Origin of the sequence: Mesorhizobium escarrei (assembly GCF_935825525.1) — a bacterium.
Taxonomy (GTDB): Bacteria; Pseudomonadota; Alphaproteobacteria; order Rhizobiales; family Rhizobiaceae; genus Mesorhizobium; species Mesorhizobium escarrei.
In genome coordinates this window covers 99,595-117,754 of record NZ_CAKXZT010000136.1, presented here as the reverse complement: position 1 = coordinate 117,754, position 18,160 = coordinate 99,595, and the positions used below count along the sequence as shown (strand labels likewise).

The following is an 18,160-nucleotide window of genomic DNA, read 5'->3' as shown; positions in this document are numbered from 1 at the left end:
ATCCGGCGCGAATTCAGATGGCCGAGAAGCCGCCGTCGACAGACAACTCCACCCCATTCACGAAGCTCGAATCGTCTGAAGCAAGAAACAGCGCGACGGCGGCAATTTCCTCAGAACGCCCCATCTTTCCCCGCGGGATCAGGGATTCGAACATCTGCTTCGCCTCCTCGGTGAGAACTTGGTCCTGCATCGGTGTGGCGGTCGGCCCCGGGTGCAGCACGTTCACCCTGATATTCCTGCCCTTCAGTTCGTTGAGCCAACCGCGTGCGAATGCGTGCAGCGTCGCCTTGCTCGCCGCATACACGCTGTAACCAGGAAAACCTTTGATCGAGGCAACTGACCCGGTCATGAAGATCGATCCGCCATCGCTGAACAGCGGCAACGCCTTCTGAACCGTAAAGAGCGTGCCGCGCGCATTCAGGCCGAAGGCCGCATCGAAGTGCTGCTCGGTAATCTCGCCCAGTGGTACGGCTTCGCCCCTGCCAGCGCTCGCGTACAGGACGTCGATCTTGCCCTTTACCCGCTTGACCGTATCGAACAGGCGGTCGAGGTCGTCGAGATTGGCCGCGTCGCCGCGCACGCCGGTCACGTTCCGGCCAATCAGCTTGACGGCCTCGTCGAGCGCTTCCTGCCGACGGCCCGTGATGAAAACATAGGCGCCTTCTTCAACGAACCGCTTGGCGCTCGCCAGCGCCATGCCGCTCGATCCACCCGTGATGACGGCAACCTTACCCTCAAGCTTTCCCATGACTTCTCCTTTTCGTGGTGTCGGGACAGCATCTGCCTCCGAGAACCTCGAAATGGGTCCGCCGGCGTCAGTTGTTGAGTGCGGAAGCGCGCACATCGGTGGTGCAAAATCGATCCGGCTGGACGACTGACGCCAGCCTCGGCGATCGATGTCGCCGTTCGGAATTGGGCCGCGCTCGTAGAAATAGGCTATGATGACCGCCCGTACTGCTGTTCGATGCGTTAGATACAGGCTTTGGAAGGCGCACCGCGCGGTGCCGGATTGCACCATGATCGACTGGGATGACATTCGCTACTTTCTTGCCGTCGCGCGCGGAGGCTCAGTGCGGGCTGCCGCCGAGGGCCTCGGGGTGTATCACTCGACCGTGCTGCGACGCATCGCTCAGCTCGAGGAGCGCCTCGGGGCGCAGATGTTCGAAAAGCTGCCTTCGGGCTACCGCCTGACGGCTGCGGGCGAGGAGGTCCTCGAGCTCGCGAACGAGATGGAAGCGTCGTCGCACCAGCTGGAGACGCGAATCTTCGGGCGCGACCAGAGCGTGCGCGGGCTTTTGCGGGTGACGTTGGCTCCGACCCTAGCGACACACCTGCTCATGCCGGACTTCGCCGATTTCGCGCGTCTGCATCCGGACATCGAGATGGACATCTTGTCGTCCGGCGAGCTGGCAAATCTGACCAACCGAGAGGCCGACGTGGCGATCCGCGTCGTCTACGACCGCAAAACCCTGCCGCTCAATCTTCACGGCCTGAAGGGACCGGAGCTGTTCGGCGGCGTCTACATGTCCCGGGATCGACTAGCCGCATGGCGTGCGGGCGCGCCTGATCCCATCCGGTGGATCGTCATAAGCATTCATGGAATTCCGGACTGGGCCCGCGAGGGTGAGGTTCGTACCACGGGGGTTCCGTTCAGGACCACGGACGGTGAGGCGCAGATCGTTGCTGTACGGCAAGGGCTCGGGATCACGACACTGCCGAGCTTCGTCGGAGATGCCGACCCCCTACTGGTGAGGGTGCCGGGCACCGACCTGCACATGTACGGAACGCTCTGGCTTCTCACACAGGGGGAGACACGCAAGACGAAGCGCGTGCGGCTCTTCACTGAGTTCGTATCCCGCAGGCTCGCCGCGTACGCGCCGCTTCTCGCGGGGCTGTCGCCGATGGCGGAGTATCCCACGGGGCATTTGTCGCTGTCATCCGGATAGGGCATCATCAGGACGCGCACGCGGCTCGACTTCTTGGTCATGTGTATCCTCCTTGGATGTTTGATGCAGCCCCAACCTTGCCTGGTCGCGTGTGTGTCGCACGTTGAAGGCCAACGCTGACGGTACTTTTGGCTGCGGTCGCAACTCGGATGCCGGACCCGGGATGGCGTGCTGGGAGCCGATAGTAGTCGATAGATGGCTTGCGGAGACCGTCGGAAATTTTCAACGAAATCAGTTCTGTAGTTTTCTGACGGGCCACGGGCCGGTAGTATTTGAACGGAAATTTATTTTCGCGAACGAATTCAAATGGTTGGCGTGACCTCGAAGAATCGAGTGGGAATAGGGGGGAGTCGCCCGCATCTACGATTATCGTCTGGTGAGAAATTTTTCTGAACGGATTATGCTTCGATGAAATCCAAGCGCCAAAGCCTGAATTCCGCCATCAAGCCGAACAGGGAGCCTAAGCTCTCGCGCACCCACCCGCCTGCGGATCTTTCGCCGGTGGACTGGCAACGCGGCTTGCGCCGCCAGTTCGGACGCGAGCAGGACTTCGGACTTGAGAATCTGACCAGCGAACCGTTTTTCTCTGAATTTCGGGTCAGCAATCCTGCTTCGAAGTCCAGCTACCGCGTGGCGATCCGAGGCCTGGGGCCGGGTGGCAATTTCTGTTCATGCCCCGATTATGCCACCAGCGAATTGGGGACCTGCAAGCACCTCGAATTCACACTTGCCCGGTTGAAGAAAAAGCGTGGCGCCAGGACAGCGTTTGCGCGCGGTTATCAGCCGGCATTTTCCGAGCTGTATCTACGCAATGAAGGCAAGCGTTGCGTCTATTTTCGCGCCGGAACTGACTGCCCGCCGGCGGTGGTCGAGGTTGCCAAAGGTTTGTTCGATGCCGAACGCGACGGGATTCTGCCGGACGAGCGGTTTGGCGAATTGGAGCGCTTCATGACCTTGGTGTCGAAGTGCGGCCATGAGTTGCGGGCCTATGACGATGCGCTCGATTTCATCGCGGGAAGGCGCGATGCGGATCGGCGCGCCGCAAGGCTTGAACAATTGTTCCAGCACGGCGCCGCCGATCCCAAGCTGCTGGGACTTCTGAAGGTACCGCTCTATCCCTATCAGGCCGAAGGCGCGCTGTTTGCCGTGCGAACCGGCCGGGCATTGATCGCCGACGATATGGGATTGGGCAAGACCATACAGGCAATCGCCGCAGCTGAAATACTGGCGCGACACTTTGGCGTTTCGAAAGTGCTGGTGGTCTGCCCGACCTCGCTCAAATACCAGTGGCAAAGCGAGATTATGCGTTTCTCGGGGCGGGAAGGTGAAAATGCGGCACGCGTGATCAATGGCGGTCGGGCGCAGCGGCAGAAGGACTACGCCTTTGACGATTTCTGCAAGATCACAAATTATGAGAAACTCAAGCCCGATCTCGACCTGATCGCCGCGTGGGGACCCGAACTGGTCATCGTCGATGAAGCGCAAAGGGTCAAGAACTGGAACACAATTGCCGCGCGCGCCTTGAAACGCATCGATAGCTCCTATGCGATCGTGCTTACCGGGACGCCGTTGGAAAACAAGCTGGAGGAACTGGTGTCCATCGTCCAGTTTGTCGATCAGCACCGGCTGGGCCCGACCTGGAAGCTGCTGCACGAGCATCAGGTCAAGGACGATGCCGGGCGCGTCACCGGCTATACCGGGCTGGAGAAGGTCAGCCAAACGCTGGCGCCGGTCATGATCCGCCGGCGCAAACCCGAGGTGCTGCGGCAACTGCCCAGCCGGACCGACCAGAATCTGCTGGTGCCGATGACCGAGACGCAAATGCTCTATCATCAGGAAAACGCTGACGTGGTGGCGAAAATCGTCCAGCGCTGGCGCAAGACCAGGTTTCTGTCGGACAAGGATCAGCGCCGGCTGACCTGTGCGCTACAGAACATGCGCATGTCGTGCAACAGCACCTACCTGCTGGACCAGGAAACCGATCATGGCGTCAAGGCCGATGAACTGGCGGCGCTGTTCGAGGATTTGTTCGCCGAGCCCGACGCCAAGGCGGTGGTGTTTTCGCAATGGACGCGGACCCACGACATCGTCATCCGCCGCCTCGAAGCGCGTAAGCTGGGCTACGTCAGCTTTCACGGCGGCGTGCCGTCGGAGAAGCGGCCGGAACTGGTTGAGCGGTTTCGCAACGATCCCGCCTGCCGCGTGTTTCTGTCGACCGATGCCGGCAGCACGGGGCTCAATCTGCAGCATGCTTCGACCCTGGTGAACATGGACTTGCCGTGGAACCCGGCGATCCTCGAACAGCGCATCGCGCGCATTCATCGCATGGGTCAGAGACGGCCGGTGCGGGTCATCAATTTCGTGGCCAAGGGCACCATCGAGGAAGGCATGCTTTCGGTGCTGGCGTTCAAACGCTCTTTGTCGGCGGGAATTCTCGATGGCGCCAGCGGCGAGATTTCGCTCGGCGGTTCGCGTCTCAACCGCTTCATGAAGGACGTGGAAAATGTCACCGGGAGCATGGGTGAGGGCGAGGCCGTAACACCGGCCGAGGAAGTGAGGAACATCGCCGCTGCAGATGCGGCCGGTTCCGCGGAAGATGTAAATGCGGATGTAGACACTGGCGCGGGCGAGACGGCGACCGCGCGAACTGATGCGGCCGGAGCGAGCGATACGGGCGCCGATCCCTGGCGCGCCCTGCTGCAGGTCGGCGCCCAGTTTGTCGCCGCGCTGGCGTCGGCCAACGATCCCAGCGCACCGGCGCATCCATGGATTGAGCGCGATCCCGCCACCGGCGCGCAAAGCCTAAAAATGCCGCTGCCGCCACCCGAAGCCGCGAGACAACTTGCCGATACGCTTTCTGCACTCGCCGACAGCTTGCGGGGAAGATTGCATGACGAGCCGCGGCTGAACGCACCGTCGCGGAGTACTCTTCACCGCAGGGACCCGAACAGCGGAACGACGAAGCAATCAAAGGGGTAGCGAAGAAGATGACGCTAGAGTGTATCAATCCGCGCGATCTACCGATCCCAACGACCTATACTCAAGTCGTTGTCGCAAGCGGGACCAAGCTCATATTCGTCGCTGGTCAGGAACCGGAAGACGTCGACGGGAAGCTTGTAGGCCCCGGTGATCTCGCGGTTCAAGCACGCCAGGTGTTTGCCAATCTTGGTCGAGCCCTTGCAGCCGCCGGCGCCTCGCCCGAACAAGTGGCAAAGATTACGATCTACGTTGTTGATTACGAGCGCGATCGCCATCTGGCGATCATCGAAGAAGCTCGAGTGGTGCTGTTCGGCGATCACAAGCCTGCCGACGTCCTCCTGGGGGTCACAGCCCTTTCTCCTGGTTATCTCATCGAGGTTGATGCGTTCGCGGTTGTGGATGGGTAGGCCGCGACCGGGCAACCGAACCAGGAGAGTCTATCCAACGACGGCCGTGACGGTCTTTTTCCAACGATGATGATCGTTGAAGGCGCGTCTAAAGAAGGTCGAAAATCGATCGATCGATGCCGATAGCGGTTGGAACCAGGCAAGTCGCGGATCGCCGGAATTCGTCTTTGAAATCGAAATCAAGAGCGCAAATCTCTTACGGATCGGTGAGACGGTTCTTGGCTATGCGCAGAAAAAATTGCGCTGAAAGTACGTTACGAATGATTGAGTAGCGCGGAACGGCGGCAATAGCATGTTCAGGGCTCTGCCAGCCTGGAGGACAGGAATTCGACGAAGCGCTGGGTCTTGGCTGGAACAAGGCGAGTTTCGGTGACAGCGTGAATGCTGACCGACGATCCCTGCCATTCGGGCAGGATGCGCCGGAGCCGGCCAGAGGCCACGTCTTCGGCGACGATCTTCTCGGCGAGCAGGGCGATGCCCTGGTGGTCGACCGCCAGGGCGCGGATCATCCCGACGCTGTTGAGCGTGAAGCGGCCGTGAACGCCGACATCGACCTTGTTCATCTCCTGGTGCAAGGTCCAGGTCGGGGTCCGCGGCATGCAGATGCATTCATGCTCCGCCAGCTCCGCCGGTGTCGCGGGCTCGCCTGACGCTTCGAGATAGCCAGGAGACGCATAGAGGTGGCGCGAATGCCGCCCGATCAAGCGCGCGATCAGACTGGAATCTTCCAGTTTGCCGATGCGGATCGCCACATCGAACGGCTCGGCCACCAGATCGACGCGGCGTGGGGTCAGGTCGAATTCGAAGGTGATGCCGGGATAGTGCCGCGCGAAGTCGGCAATGATCGGCGTGAGGTAAAGCGTGGCGAAGTCGACCGGGAGCGAAACCCGCAGGACGCCGCTCGGCCGCTCAACCATCGCGCCGAGCTGCTCGTGCGCGAGCCGTGCTTCGTCGACGATTCGCTTGCTTCGCTCATAATAGAGCTGGCCGGCCTCGGTGAGCTCGATCTTGCGCGTCGTGCGATGCAGCAGTCTCAGGCCGATCGCCTTCTCCAACTTGCTGATACGTCGCGACAGAGTGGAGTTTGGCATGCCGAGCGCCTCCGCCGCCTTCCGAAAGCTCCTGGCTCTGGCCACCTCCACGAACAGCGCCATGTCGTTCAAATGGTTCAACCGATTGTTCCATTGATGGAAAAATGATTTCTACCAGACCTGATTTATCCTAATATTGGAATGGTGCACAAGGGACCCCAGCGAATGGAGACTCACCTGCTTCGGTGGCACTGCCCGAGGCTACATCGATTACGCCGCCCTGAGCGCCCGAACCAATACCAGTTCGTGACAGGAGATTAGATTGTTTCAATCACCGCATCCCTCAACTGACTCGGATAAGAAGGCACTTGCCGAAACCGCAAGTTCAAGCGCGACGGGGACAAGAAAGGTCCTGCTCGTCGGCGCCACAGGATTCCTCGGAGCCAAGATTCTCCGCAACCTGGCGCATGATGCGAACGTGGCCGTCGTTGCGATGTCGCGCAAGGGCGCGCCCTCAAATGACAGCGCCGACGTCGAATGGGTGCGCGGCGACATGATGGATCCAGCGTCACTGGATCGTGCTTTGCAGGGCGTGGACGTCGTTGTCAGCTCGGCTAACAGCTACATGAAGGGAAGCCTCGACACGGATTTTCAGGGCAACAAGAATCTTGTAGAGGCCGCAGCAAGAGCCAATGTTGGCCGATTTGTCTTTCTCAGCATCGTCAGCTGCGATGCGGCGTCAGCAGTACCGCATTTCCACGCCAAGAAAGTGGCCGAGGATCTGATCAAGGCCTCCGGGGTGCCATATGTATTTGTCCGCGCGCCCTCATTTCTCGATCAAAGCTCAGACTATATTGCGAAAGCTGTGAAAGCTGGCAGGTTCCCGGCGGTCGGCGATAAAACCACGAAGTGGTCCTATGTGCTGACCGATGATCTTGCCTCATATCTTGCCAAAGCCGCGACCTATCCCGGCGCCGAAATCAACAACCAAACGATCGATGTCGGCTGGCGCGATGGGCCCAAAAGCCAGCAGGAGATCGCCGACATCATCTCCGAAATTACGAAGAGACGTCTTAAGGTTCGGGCTGTGCCGTGGCTGGTTTTCCGCTTGCTGGCGCGCCCGGTCAAGCTGTTTTCCGAGCTTGGCTACGACCTGATGCAGATGTTCCTGTTCTTCAAGAAGGGCGTCTATATCTCGAATATTTCGAAACAGGAGCACTTCTTTGGACCCGCCCCTGCATCCCGAGATGCGATCACGCGATGGGCGAAAAGTCATCAGCTGATTTCGTGATGCATCGCGATGGCGGATCGGCCTGACAGTCCCATCGTCGATTGCGCGGACCTGTTTGCGGACCTGCGCGTCGGAAGCCACTGGCTTCATCACCGTCCCTGACCGCGCGGTCAACCATGGCGGTGCCGGCCCCTCGTGGAAATGGTGTCGGCGCGCCATTCGACTCGATCGCGGCCCATCCTTACTCGGCCACGCTAGTGGCCGGAAACCACCTGCATCAGCATCGCAGGAACGATGATACGGTGAAATGGCTTCACCAACGCAAGATAGCTGCTGCCTACCGAATTGTGGGTCTTGACGGCGGTCGAGACCGAGATCTCATGCTCGGTCGATGTGCACTCCCTGACTTCCAACAACACGCGGAAATCGAGATGCCAGTCATCGAAACCGAACACGACACAATTGGTGGACTGGCTGACAACTGGCAAGAAGCCAATATTGGGGCCACTTCCCCGCTCCGGTCCAGTTTTCAAGCCGAAAGGCGCCACAATGCCATTTCGCAACGCCAGCAGCCACTTGATCCAGCTTGGCTGCCGCCCGAATACCTGCTGCGAAACGCCGACAGCGTCCAGGGCGAGACCTGTCACAACCAATACATGAGTGTCGCCGAAGTTTGCACCGGGAAGAAGCCGGTCAGCGTGCGCAAAGGGCTTGGCAAAAGGTTTCGCCACAACTTGCGGCCGCGGAGGGCGATGCCTGGCGATGCACATCATTGCGCTTTAGTCCCCTGCCGCGCGCCAAGACACAGGCCGATCAGAACAAGCACGAGTAGCGGAAAGCCGCTTGGCAGCATGATCAGCGTAGCAACAGTTCCCCATCCCAACAATGCCAAGCCGACGAATACGAGGAGCTTTCATGGCGCAGCGGCAGGTCCCTCAAAAGAGGAATGGGTGGGCGCTGGCCTGGCGGCCCTTATCGAAGGGGGTATCGAGTCGGTCAGGATTGAACGCCTGGCTGTCTCGCTCGGGGTCAGCAAGGGACCCTTCTACTGGCGTTTCAAGAATCGCGACGAACTCCTCAAGGCTATCATCGAGTTTTGGATGCGGGATTTCACCACTCTGCTCATTGACCAGACCCGGGACGGCGCGCGAACGATTGGTTGCACTCGCAGAAGTGTCTTTGGTTCAGCGAATGGGGTCCGTGGACGTTGCGCAGGCCGAGTGAGCTTTGCGGGCTTGGGCTGCACGGGATCCAATGCCCAGGGCTGCAGCGGGGGAAGTCGATGCGGCTCGTATCGATCACTTGACCAAAGAGTTTGCTCTAGCGGGCGCTCCACAGCCATTGGCCGGACGGTTGGCCAAAGCGGTCTACGTTGCTCTTCTCGGGTTCTATACGCTTCGCCAATACACTCCGGAATTGGCGGACGACGAATCATTCTTAACCGCGGTTGAGACCGCTTTGGACGCCGCCGAGGCCGCATGCCAGCGGGGCCAGTGATATCTGAGTGCTCAGATGATAAGGTGGGCTGCCTGGCTGGTCGTGCTGTAGGCTTCCCGCGCCTCGCTTCCTCAGCAGTCCGCTCGGGCGCGTTGCCTGGTCATCGCTTCATTTGAAAGGGCGGCGACGATCAGCGACATGTCGAGATAGTGCATCAGTAGCGGTCGCTACCCCGCATCGACCTCACCAGATCGGTAGAACTCTCGGCCTGAGGCGGCATGGTCGCGGTCAAGGATTGCAGGAGGGTTGCGTCGATCTGCTGCCGCGGTCTCGTCACGGCGGTGAGCCGTGCGACCGGTTTACCCCGCCGGGTGATCTCGATCGAATCTCCCGCCTCGACCCGATCCACTAGCTCGCTCAGATGGGCTTTGGCATCCGCAAGATTAATCATATCCACGTCACGCTTCTGACCATGTAGATGGCCATATAGCGTGTTGCGCTTAGCAACTCCAGCGAGAGGTTTCATGCTGGCCCGACAGCTCTATGACCTGGTCTGCGAGCGTGCCATGTCCGAAGTGCTGCTGTCGGGCTGAAAATGCGGCCTTCTTTGAAGAATGCAGCCTCATCGATCGTCGAGGTCCGGCAACAACGAGGCGGCCAGGGCCTCTTCGGCGATGGCCACGCGGTGCTGACGCATCGCGGGCGCCAGCGCTCCGTCCCATGACGCTTCGGCCACCTTTCCTCCAAGCGGGTGCGCCAGGCCCGGCGCCGTCCGCACGGCGGCAATATAGTCCGCGGCGCCAAAGCGCCATGGCTCAGCACCATGCTCTCGCATGACCTGGTTGCCGATACGCAATCCGGGCCAGTCGAAATCGCCGTGATAGCGAAGCCGCGCCCCCGCCAGTGCGAGTTGAGCCAGGAGGCATCGTTGCGCGGCGGCCGGCATCCCGTCGGTACAGACAAGCGGCGCGCAGCCTGCCCCCCATCGGTCCGCGGCAATGGCGAGCAGGTTGGGATTTTCGCAGACGTAAACGTTGCGGCCGGCTACCTCCCATCGGGGCGGCGAGCGCAGCAGCGATCGCAGCGACGCATAGGCCGGTTCTCCCAAGGGCAACTGATCGCTTTCGGTCGCGTCTGTCGGCAGGTTCAGGAAGAGGGCCGGGCGTGCCAGTTCGTTGACCAGAACGCCTGCTCTGGCCCATGTCTCGCGTATCCGCTCCGCGCCGGCGGCCGGTTCCGCAACGACGTCCTCTCTCGGTTCCTGTACCGTCTCGCCATCTTCGTCGGCAGCTGCGGCGTCGGGAGCGGGCCTGGCGGTCTGGCGCAGGACCGCCAGCACGAGTGCCGCGGCGCCGCGGCCATTGTCAAGCGCATGGGCATCGCCCAGCGCGTCCGCCGCCAGTTGCGAACGTGTTATGCCTTTTGCCGGCAGGAGCCGCAGCACCACTTCGGCGCGCCGGCAAAGCTCCGCTGCCGCGACCGTATCCCGCCGAGCGAGCCGCTTGACGAGGCCGATGCCTGCCGGCGTCAGCAGCAGCCTGGTCAGGTCGGGATGGCTGCAACCATCCATTACGCTCGACCACAATGTTTGCTGTCGAAGGCGTGCTCCGGCGAGATGAAGGATGGAGCCGTCAAGCCTTCCCAACGCCTCGCACAGCGATGTGGCGATGCCGGCGCGCCGCAGGTCGGCATCGACGCGACGCACGTCGATCTGCAGGGACTTCGATCGGCGCTGCGGGCGGCCGAGCAGCGCCGCCAGTGCCGCGTGCTCCTCTTCACTGAGCCCGACGACGCGAATATGATCGACGGCGCCTTCGAGCGGCGCGCGCTCGAAACGTTGGCGCAGCCGCTTGCGCAGCGAGGCAAGATGGTCGCCACCGAGCAGGCGTTGAAGACGCGGGTCGACTTGATCGCTCATGCCGGCGCAAATCTGCGATCGGGATCAGCCTCGGGCTTCTTCTCTCGTCCGTCCCAAGTCCATCGCGAGACGAATACGGCATCGATGCCTTCGCGCCGCTGCAACTGGCAGATGGCGACACCCGGCAGTTCGGCATAACAGGCCCACTCGCGCTCACTGGTGATGACGAAGTCCAGATCGAACTCGCGGATCAGCGCCATGCAATGCGCTCGCGCTGCGTCATCGATGCCGGCAAAGGCTTCGTCGAGCAGCATCAGCCGTGGGGCCAAGGCATAGCTGCTCTGGCTGTAGAAGCTGGCGACAGCGGCAAAGAGCGGCACCGTGAGGCCGAGCGCCCGCTCGCCGCTCGAAGCGGGTCCGGATAGCTTGCGCCAATGGCCGTCCTGCCAGCGTTCGACGCGGAAGCGGTGCCAATGGCGATAATCGAGGGCGCGGGCGAGCTGGTCGAGCAAGGTGCCGCCGCTGTCCTTTCCGCCGATGGCATCAGCGCGCTCCCGCTCGGCGGCGATGCGCTGCTGCAGCATCGCCCCGACGACGCGCCGGTCGTCTGCCGACCAAAGGTCCGCGCTGGTGTTGAGCAGGCGCTTGCGCGCCACGTCGAGGCCCACCGGCGCGCCTTCCTCTTCGGACAGCGGCTGCCACAACAGCCGATAGCGCACGCCGGTGGAGGTCGGGCGCTTGTGCAGTTCGCCGTTGATGGCATCGACCTGGCGTTCGGCAGCCTGCAACAGGCGCTGGATCTCTGCCGCGATCTCGGCCTGCAGATGGTTCTCCAGGACGGCGCGTTCGTTGGCGCTGAGCAGTTCGCCGCGCTGGGCGATCTCTTCGGCCAGCCGCATGGCGAGGCGGTCCGGCCGCTCGCGCCGGTTTTGATAGACGATATCCACCCGGAAACCCCAGTCGCTGGGATCGGCCTGGGCCTGGTGGCCCAGCGCGCCGAGTGCGCGCTGCAACTCGGTCAGTTCCTCGGCTATCTGCCGCTGGACGCGCGCCCACGCCTCGTTGTCATCCTTGAGGTTCGACAGTTCCTGTTCCGCGCGTCTGGCCAGCGTCAGAGCGGGGTCGATCGTCCACGGGCTGCCGATGTCAGGCAGTTCGATATACGGCAGCCCTGCAGACAGCAGGCCGGTGCCTGCAAACTGCTGCAATCTGGAGATCGCCTCGGCGCGTGCTTCGCCGCGTTCCTGAACGACGGCGTTCGCCGTCTCGGCCTGTTGCCCGGCAACCGCGCGTGCCTCACCCGCTTTGCGCAATCTATAGCCGGCGAGCTTCAGCTCGGCTTCGCCGGTTTCGACGGCGCGGCGGGCATCGGTCAGCCTTCGCTGCAGTTCCTCGACCTTGGCGCCGACCGTTTCCCGCAGCAGTTCGAGCCGGGCAGTGGCGTCTTCCGTTTCAATGCGGGCAGCCACGAGTTCCTCTTCGCGCTGCTGCACGTCGCTGCGCGCCTCGCGCTGGCGGGCACGTTGCCGTTGCTGCTCGGGCAGTGCCAGGCAAAACTCGTGAGCTGCTTGCTCGAGCCGGACCTGTGCATCGCGGTAATGATCCAGCGCCGCTTCGACGGCGGGCAGTGCGTCGGGCGTTGCCGGCAGGCGCAGGTCCATGGCATCTGCGGCGAGCTGTTCGCGCAAGGCCTTGAGCGCCTGTTCGGCCTCGCGACAGCGCGTATCCGATTCGTTCAGTTTTTCGCTGGCCAGGCGCGCGGCGTTGGCGGCGGTGCTGGCGGTCATATGAGCGCGCCGCAATACCTCGTCGGACGGCGCAACGCGCCATTCCTCGTCGGCCTGTTCGCGATCCAGCCCGAGCTGCTCGGCTTTTGCCCGCACGGCCGTCAATTCATCGGAGAGTTGCGCAAGGCGGCCAGCAATCTCGGCCAACCGCCGCTCGCGGGCTGCGGCGCGGGCCGCGTGGCCAATGTAGACCGCCTCCGGCTTGCCCCACGCACCGGACAGCGCGCCGAGGCGGAAGCGGCCGTCGGTGGAGATCCAGGCCTCGCTATCGATCGGATCCTCATCCGCCGAGGCGACGCCCGACAGCACCCGCTCGACGATACTGGCCGGCACGGCGCAGCCGGCAGGCACGGTGGCTTCCAGCCAGTCGACGAGCGACGGAGAATGCTGTTGCCGTTCCAGCAGCTGGGTGTCGTAAGGCAGGGTGCCGCCGTCGCCGGCCTGGAGGCGTCCGTCAGGCGATATCCAGGCGTCGAGCAACCCGGCTGCCTCAAGCGCGGCTTCAAGGCCGGCGCGTTGCGGTGCAGCCACTGCGCCGCGAAAATCGATCACTTGCCAGAGCGGCGCACCTTGACGCGTGTCCCGGACAGCGGCGTCGCGCGTGTAGGGCAGGGGCGGCGCCATGTCGTCGCCGGCCTCGAGGCGTCCCCGTTCGCCTTCGAGGAGTCCGTATTCCATCTCCAGCGCCTGTCGCTGGCCGTCGAGCGCCACGCGACGCTGTGTCAGCGACAGACTGGCTCCCTGGTACGCCGATTGCAGAAGGTGGCGGGCAGGGTTGTCGCCTTGCAGCGACGCTGTCCATTCCGCCAGGGCCGTCAGTGCCGCCGGCCTGCTGTAGGGATCGATCTGCAATTGCTTCAGGCCGATGAAATGGCGGTCCCAGTTTTCCACCAGGTCCCGGCCTTGTCGTTCGACCTCGGCGTCAGCTCGGGTCCGACGCTCGGCAGCCTCTTCGGCTTCGACCTGCCGCTCATCCCGGATTTCGCGGCGCCGCATATAGGCGGCCTCGGCCTGAGCGACCTCGCCGTGGCGGCGACGCAGCAACGCGATCTGTTCACGCCGGCCGGCAACGAGGTTGCGAAGCTCGGCGCAGGCCCCATCGAAAGCATGCTGTGTCAGTGAGGCCAGCGCGGAAGCCTCCAATTTGGCGAGGAGGTTTCCGTCGTGCTGGCCGGCGATACCCGCCGCATCGGCGTGAACAGCGCTTTCCCGGCGCAGATCGGCCAATGCGCGTTCCGCCTGCTCCGCGCGCCGGGTTGCGCGTTCGGTTTCTTCGCTGCTGAACTCCAGTCGTCGGCCTGCCTCTTCGACGGCCAATGTCGCCCTCTGCATCGCTTGCAGTCGCGCCGCCTTCTCCTTTTCGGCATTTTCGAGGCGGTTGGCATCCTGCATCGTCGGGTCGGAGCGCAAGGTGTCGAGCCGCGCACGCCCGCGCGCCAGCGCGATTTCGGCGCTATCATGAGCGGTCCGCTCCAGCGCTTCCTGCCTTTGCGTTTCGTCGAAGCGAGCCTGGGCCTCACCTCGTGCGCGGCTGGCATTGTCGAACTCCGTCTGGGCCTGGCGCAACAAGCGTGCCTGCCGGCGGGTCTGCGTGCCAGCGTAGACGCGATAACGCTCCTCGAAACGGCTGACGGCCTTGGCCAGTGTTTGATATTCGTCGAGCTGGCGGCGGTCTTCCTCCAACTGCCCGAGCGCTTCGGCAACGTCGCCGAGCAGTTCGGGCGCTAGCGGCGGCAGGGCCTCGGTCAGCGCATTCGAAAGCGCGGTTTCGTCCGGCTTTCTAGAAAGCTGCGGCTGGCGAAGCTGGATCAGCGTGTCCATCAACGCGTCGTAGCGCTTGGTGCCCAGATGGAACAGCCGCTCGTCGACGGCGCGACGGTAGCCGGCCGCGGTGTCGAACACCTGGCCACGGCCATCGATTGCGTCGCGCAGGCGCTCCTTGTTCAGCACTACCTGCTGCGGACTCGTCAACCACAGATCCTGGTTGATACGCGGCGCGTTGTCGGTGTCTTCCAGCAGGAAGAACCAACTGTCGACCTGCGGCCGAGCTGCTGTCGCAAAAAGGCCGGCGCCGAGCGAAAGAAAACGTGGCCTGCCGTCTTCCGCAACGCGACCGAACTCGATCCACGCATAGCCGATGCGCCGGTCGTAGCTGTTCATCAGCAGATTCCAGGCCATCTTCTTGCCGCCGTCGCCGTCGGGCTCGACGCGCGAAGACTTGAGCTGCGCGTCGAACAGCAGCGGCAGCGTGAGCGACAAAACCTTGGACTTGCCCGTGCCGTTATTGCCGCGCAGCAACAGATGGCCGTCGCGGAACCAGAATTCCTCGCTGTCGTAGTGAAAGAGCTCCACCAGGCCCAGGCGCAGAGGCTGCCAGCGCTGCCGAGTGGGCATCGGCAAAGCCGGTTTTTCCGGCGTCAAGCCGAGCAGGTCCAAGCGGTCGTTCATGTCGGTTCGAACCGAAACCCGACGTCCGCTGCCGACGCTTTGCGCGTTTCGCGAATTTCGGCTTCGCCCAGCGCGAAGCGCGCCAGCGCCGGCAGTGGATGTACGGCTCCGGCTTCCCGCACCGCCAGCTGCAGTTTTTCCAATCGCTCGATCGCGATGGCAGCGAGTTCGCGTTCGGCGCCTGGCTCGCGCGCCGATTTACGCCAGTAACGGCCGTACTGGGCCTTGGCCTCGTGCAGGAAGCCGGCAATGTCATGCTCATTGATATCCCGAGCGGAGGCCTGCGCCGTGTCGCCGCCATCGGCTCGCCGCTGCCTTTGCCCGGCGGCCAGATATTCGGCGACAAGCAGTGTTACATGGGCGTCGGTGCCTTCGGCAGGCATCGCCACGTCGGTCAGCAGACCGGCTTCGTCGACCAGCGCCAGCCCCTCTGCGCGCTGTTCCGCCACCAGGCCGGCAGCGTCGCACAGGCGGGCGGCCATCGCTCCGCGCTGGTTGAGGAAGTACGCACGGGCTTCCGGATCCAACGTCTCGACATAGACTACCGGATCATCGAGAAGCCGGCGTGCGAGCTGGTGGCGCAGCGCCGTGCGCCGACCTTCCTCGCTGTCCGCCACTTGTTCGCCGACCAGCGCGCACAGCCGCTCTTCGAGCGTTGCCGGCGCCTCTTCCGCAGTCCAGGTGGAGGGGCCACGCACGGCCGCCAGCATGCCGGACAGCATGCGGCGCTGCACGTCGTAGAGCGCATCCGCCTGATCGCCTCCGGCCTGCACGAACGTTTCCTCGTCGCCGGCCACGCGGTGCAGCACCCCGAGGCTCAGCAATGTGCGGCACACCGAAACGAGTTCGCGCCGCTCGTGTTGCGCCTCGAGGGCGAAGGTGAAGTCGAGCGTCGGCTCGGCGGCGAGTTCCAGCAGCCTCTCGCCGAGCAGGCGCAAAGTGATCTGCGGGTCGGCGCGTTCGAGCACCGCGCAGGCGAGGCAAAGCAGCACGTAGCGCCGGCGATCGTAGCCGGCAATGCCGCGCATGGCGTCGGTCAGATTTCCCGGCCGCTTGTAGAGGCGCGCGCCCTCGCGCTCGACCTGCAGTATCCAGCCGGTCTCGCGAGAAAACCATTCGCGCAATGCTTCGGCCTGGCGGCGTATGGCGGCGAAATCCTCATGCCCCGGGCCGATCAACGGCGTCATCAGCAGGGCCCGCACGCAGGCGCGAAACTCCTCGCGCTGGAAGCGCTGCTGCAGCAGGCCAATGCCGCGACCACCGTTGGAACCGTTCGCCGCCTTCATCGACCGTCCTGCAAGGGGGTGATGGTGATCAGATGGTCGCGCCCGGCAAAGACGCCATGTGGCGTGTCGATGGTAGCGAGGCTGTCGGGGGCAAGCGGCTTCAGGTGGATGTGCAGCAAGCCGTCGCTGGTCTGGCGTTGCACCGACGTCTCCGGCCCGGCTTGCTCGGCCAGTGTCTCCCCGAGCAGGCCCAGGAACAGACCGAAGGCGTGCTTGTCGAGTTCCCCGAGATCCGAAAGCCGCGCCGGGCGGCTAGTGGCGAGACGCTTGCGCGCCGCTTCGACTTGCTGTGATTCCTCCGCGAGCTGAAGCGCCAGGAACGCACGCTCCTCGGCGCGGTCGCGCACGCGCGGCAGCGGTCCGCGCGGGGCCGCTTCGCCATATTCGCGCAAACGCGGGTGAATCTTGAGCGGCGGGGCGTCGGCCCAGGAGGTGCTGGCCGGCAGCTCGGCGTCCGCGCTGGCGTTGAGCGAGAAATGCCGCGCCGGATTGAGAGCGAAGGCAGCCCGCGCAAGTCGGTGCGCCTCGCCGTCGTCTGCGCAAGCGGCAAACCAGCCGGCGAGCAGGCGGAAGTCGGCAGAGCGATCGCTGCGGCCGCTGCGCCGCTCATTCAGCGCAGCGATAGCGGACAGAAGCTGCGGGATGGCCGACCGTGCCCGCGCCCGCAACAGTTCGGCTTGCGGCGGCTCATGGCCGGTACTGAGGAACCAGCCGCGCAGACCCTTCCAGCGTTCTCGCCATGCTTGCAGATAGCCTCTCTGCGCCTCGGCCTGATCGTGCGCGCCGCCTGGAGCCGTGTCCCGCGATTCGCGCTCGGCCACCTGTCGAAGCAGGGCCTCGACCTCAGGCTCCAACGCCAGGATGAGCCGTGCGATGGTGTCGGAACGGCGTACCAGATCGCCCATGAAGCGTTCGAGATAGTCGATTAGCCGCTTCTTGTAGTTTGCGACCGCTCCTGCTTCGGCTTGCTGCAGCTCGATGCTGCGAGCGACGCCGGCCATGAACGCCTGCGCGTTCTCGGCCAAACCTTCGAAGACGCGCACAAGATCCCGCAGTGTTTCGTGGATCTTGGCCACGTCGGGTTGGGTTGCTTCCGCCAGTGACTGCAGTGCCTGCAGTCGGCTCGCTATGTCCTCGAGCGCCACGGTTTGCAGCTCGGCGCGCCGCTGCAAAGTCTGTACGAATGTCGCCAAGGCCGATTCCACCGCCTCGCCGCCCTGCGAGAGCCGGTAGAGGAAGCGTGCACGGTAGAAGTCGCTCAGGCTTGAAACCCGCGCGGTGTCGGGGTGCGATTCGAGATTGCCCCATTCCGTGAGCTGGGTGAGCGCCGTATTCACGTCCTCAATGCGCGGCGGCTTGTTCGGCCATCGGGCATCGGCAAGCACTTCGTCGGGCCGCAGCTGCAAACGGTATTGCCGCTTGGCCGCCGCGAAGACGTCCATGATGCAGCGGTAGAACACGGCCTTCTCGGCACTCACGTGACGGAATAGGTCCGCCGGGTCATTCGCAATATGCATGGGCAATCGCCGCCTCCCGGACTCACTTCGAGCGTTTTCGCTTTGTTCTTGCGCCCCGTCAAGACGGCCGTTGACCGTTGAGCACATCCCTGTGGGCTTCTGTGCACTCAGCCTGAAAACGAAGAGCGGTCAGAAGCCAGATGATGGTCAGCCCAACAAATGTCGGACCGATCCTGTGACAGTAGCCGCATCGGCTCGTTTGCTAAACCGGCTGTCTGGGGAAGCCAAGAAAC

The 18,160-nt window shown here is 63.3% G+C and carries 13 protein-coding genes; 5 read left to right on the top strand and 8 right to left on the bottom strand.

Annotation, left to right across the window (positions count from 1 at the left end):
• Positions 1–13 precede the first annotated feature (13 nt).
• Positions 14–748: an SDR family NAD(P)-dependent oxidoreductase gene (locus NMG80_RS21100; RefSeq protein WP_254019893.1), complete on the bottom strand. Its 735-nt coding sequence runs from the start codon at positions 746–748 to the stop codon at positions 14–16.
• 268 nt (positions 749–1,016) lie between these two features.
• Between NMG80_RS21100 and NMG80_RS21095 the strand changes: the two genes are divergently transcribed.
• The 3 genes from NMG80_RS21095 to NMG80_RS21085 all read left to right on the top strand — a co-directional run bounded on the left by NMG80_RS21095 (position 1,017) and on the right by NMG80_RS21085 (position 5,332).
• The gene (locus tag NMG80_RS21095; RefSeq protein WP_254019892.1) at positions 1,017–1,946 is read left to right on the top strand and encodes a LysR family transcriptional regulator; all 930 of its coding nucleotides are present in this window, start codon (positions 1,017–1,019) and stop codon (positions 1,944–1,946) included.
• 408 nt (positions 1,947–2,354) lie between these two features.
• Entirely contained in the window at positions 2,355–4,925 is a 2,571-nt protein-coding gene (locus tag NMG80_RS21090; protein ID WP_254019891.1) for a DEAD/DEAH box helicase, read from the top strand.
• An 8-nt stretch (positions 4,926–4,933) separates the two neighbouring features.
• Positions 4,934–5,332 carry a RidA family protein gene (locus NMG80_RS21085; RefSeq protein ID WP_254019890.1) on the top strand — a complete coding sequence of 133 codons (399 nt, stop codon included), beginning with the start codon at positions 4,934–4,936 and terminating at the stop codon, positions 5,330–5,332.
• Positions 5,333–5,628: 296 nt separating this feature from the next.
• Here NMG80_RS21085 and NMG80_RS21080 read toward each other — a convergent pair whose 3' ends face one another.
• A complete protein-coding gene (locus NMG80_RS21080) occupies positions 5,629–6,504 on the bottom strand; it encodes a LysR family transcriptional regulator (protein WP_254019889.1) in 876 nt (291 codons plus the stop codon).
• A gap of 181 nt (positions 6,505–6,685) precedes the next feature.
• Between NMG80_RS21080 and NMG80_RS21075 the strand changes: the two genes are divergently transcribed.
• Positions 6,686–7,654 carry an SDR family oxidoreductase gene (locus NMG80_RS21075; RefSeq protein WP_254019888.1) on the top strand — a complete coding sequence of 323 codons (969 nt, stop codon included), beginning with the start codon at positions 6,686–6,688 and terminating at the stop codon, positions 7,652–7,654.
• A 194-nt stretch (positions 7,655–7,848) separates the two neighbouring features.
• On the opposite strand, the gene NMG80_RS21070 is transcribed toward NMG80_RS21075, so the two are convergent.
• Entirely contained in the window at positions 7,849–8,367 is a 519-nt protein-coding gene (locus NMG80_RS21070) for a DUF2867 domain-containing protein (protein WP_254019887.1), read from the bottom strand.
• Between NMG80_RS21070 and NMG80_RS21065 the strand changes: the two genes are divergently transcribed.
• Positions 8,251–9,045 (top strand): TetR/AcrR family transcriptional regulator, encoded by a 795-nt coding sequence (locus NMG80_RS21065; RefSeq protein ID WP_367185980.1) that lies wholly within the window; start codon positions 8,251–8,253, stop codon positions 9,043–9,045. The two genes, NMG80_RS21070 and NMG80_RS21065, sit on opposite strands and share 117 nt — an antisense overlap.
• A 200-nt stretch (positions 9,046–9,245) precedes the next feature.
• On the opposite strand, the gene NMG80_RS21060 is transcribed toward NMG80_RS21065, so the two are convergent.
• From NMG80_RS21060 to NMG80_RS21040, 5 genes are all read right to left on the bottom strand, one after another.
• The gene (locus tag NMG80_RS21060; protein WP_254019885.1) at positions 9,246–9,488 is read right to left on the bottom strand and encodes a type II toxin-antitoxin system Phd/YefM family antitoxin; all 243 of its coding nucleotides are present in this window, start codon (positions 9,486–9,488) and stop codon (positions 9,246–9,248) included.
• A gap of 165 nt (positions 9,489–9,653) precedes the next feature.
• Complete coding sequence (locus NMG80_RS21055) at positions 9,654–10,949, bottom strand: TIGR02679 family protein (RefSeq protein WP_254019884.1); 1,296 nt, start codon at positions 10,947–10,949, stop codon at positions 9,654–9,656.
• Positions 10,946–15,124: a TIGR02680 family protein gene (locus NMG80_RS21050; RefSeq protein ID WP_254019883.1), complete on the bottom strand. Its 4,179-nt coding sequence runs from the start codon at positions 15,122–15,124 to the stop codon at positions 10,946–10,948. The genes NMG80_RS21055 and NMG80_RS21050 overlap by 4 nt, the downstream gene beginning before the upstream one ends.
• Positions 15,121–16,410 carry a TIGR02678 family protein gene (locus NMG80_RS21045; protein WP_254019882.1) on the bottom strand — a complete coding sequence of 430 codons (1,290 nt, stop codon included), beginning with the start codon at positions 16,408–16,410 and terminating at the stop codon, positions 15,121–15,123. The genes NMG80_RS21050 and NMG80_RS21045 overlap by 4 nt, the downstream gene beginning before the upstream one ends.
• On the bottom strand, positions 16,407–17,927 hold the full coding sequence (locus tag NMG80_RS21040) for a TIGR02677 family protein (RefSeq protein WP_254019881.1): 1,521 nt from the start codon (positions 17,925–17,927) through the stop codon (positions 16,407–16,409). The genes NMG80_RS21045 and NMG80_RS21040 overlap by 4 nt, the downstream gene beginning before the upstream one ends.
• Positions 17,928–18,160 lie beyond the last annotated feature (233 nt).

Bases quoted from the DNA above. Each gene is read 5' to 3' on its own strand.
- NMG80_RS21100 (WP_254019893.1), bottom strand. From the start codon at position 748: ATGGGAAAGCTTGAGGGTAAGGTTGCCGTCATCACGGGTGGATCGAGC.
- NMG80_RS21090 (WP_254019891.1), top strand. From the start codon at position 2,355: ATGAAATCCAAGCGCCAAAGCCTGAATTCCGCCATCAAGCCGAACAGG.
- NMG80_RS21045 (WP_254019882.1), bottom strand. From the start codon at position 16,410: ATGAAGGCGGCGAACGGTTCCAACGGTGGTCGCGGCATTGGCCTGCTG.
- NMG80_RS21040 (WP_254019881.1), bottom strand. From the start codon at position 17,927: ATGCATATTGCGAATGACCCGGCGGACCTATTCCGTCACGTGAGTGCC.
- NMG80_RS21050 (WP_254019883.1), bottom strand. From the start codon at position 15,124: ATGAACGACCGCTTGGACCTGCTCGGCTTGACGCCGGAAAAACCGGCT.
- NMG80_RS21055 (WP_254019884.1), bottom strand. From the start codon at position 10,949: ATGAGCGATCAAGTCGACCCGCGTCTTCAACGCCTGCTCGGTGGCGAC.
- NMG80_RS21065 (WP_367185980.1), top strand. From the start codon at position 8,251: ATGAGTGTCGCCGAAGTTTGCACCGGGAAGAAGCCGGTCAGCGTGCGC.
- NMG80_RS21070 (WP_254019887.1), bottom strand. From the start codon at position 8,367: ATGATGTGCATCGCCAGGCATCGCCCTCCGCGGCCGCAAGTTGTGGCG.
- NMG80_RS21085 (WP_254019890.1), top strand. From the start codon at position 4,934: ATGACGCTAGAGTGTATCAATCCGCGCGATCTACCGATCCCAACGACC.
- NMG80_RS21095 (WP_254019892.1), top strand. From the start codon at position 1,017: ATGATCGACTGGGATGACATTCGCTACTTTCTTGCCGTCGCGCGCGGA.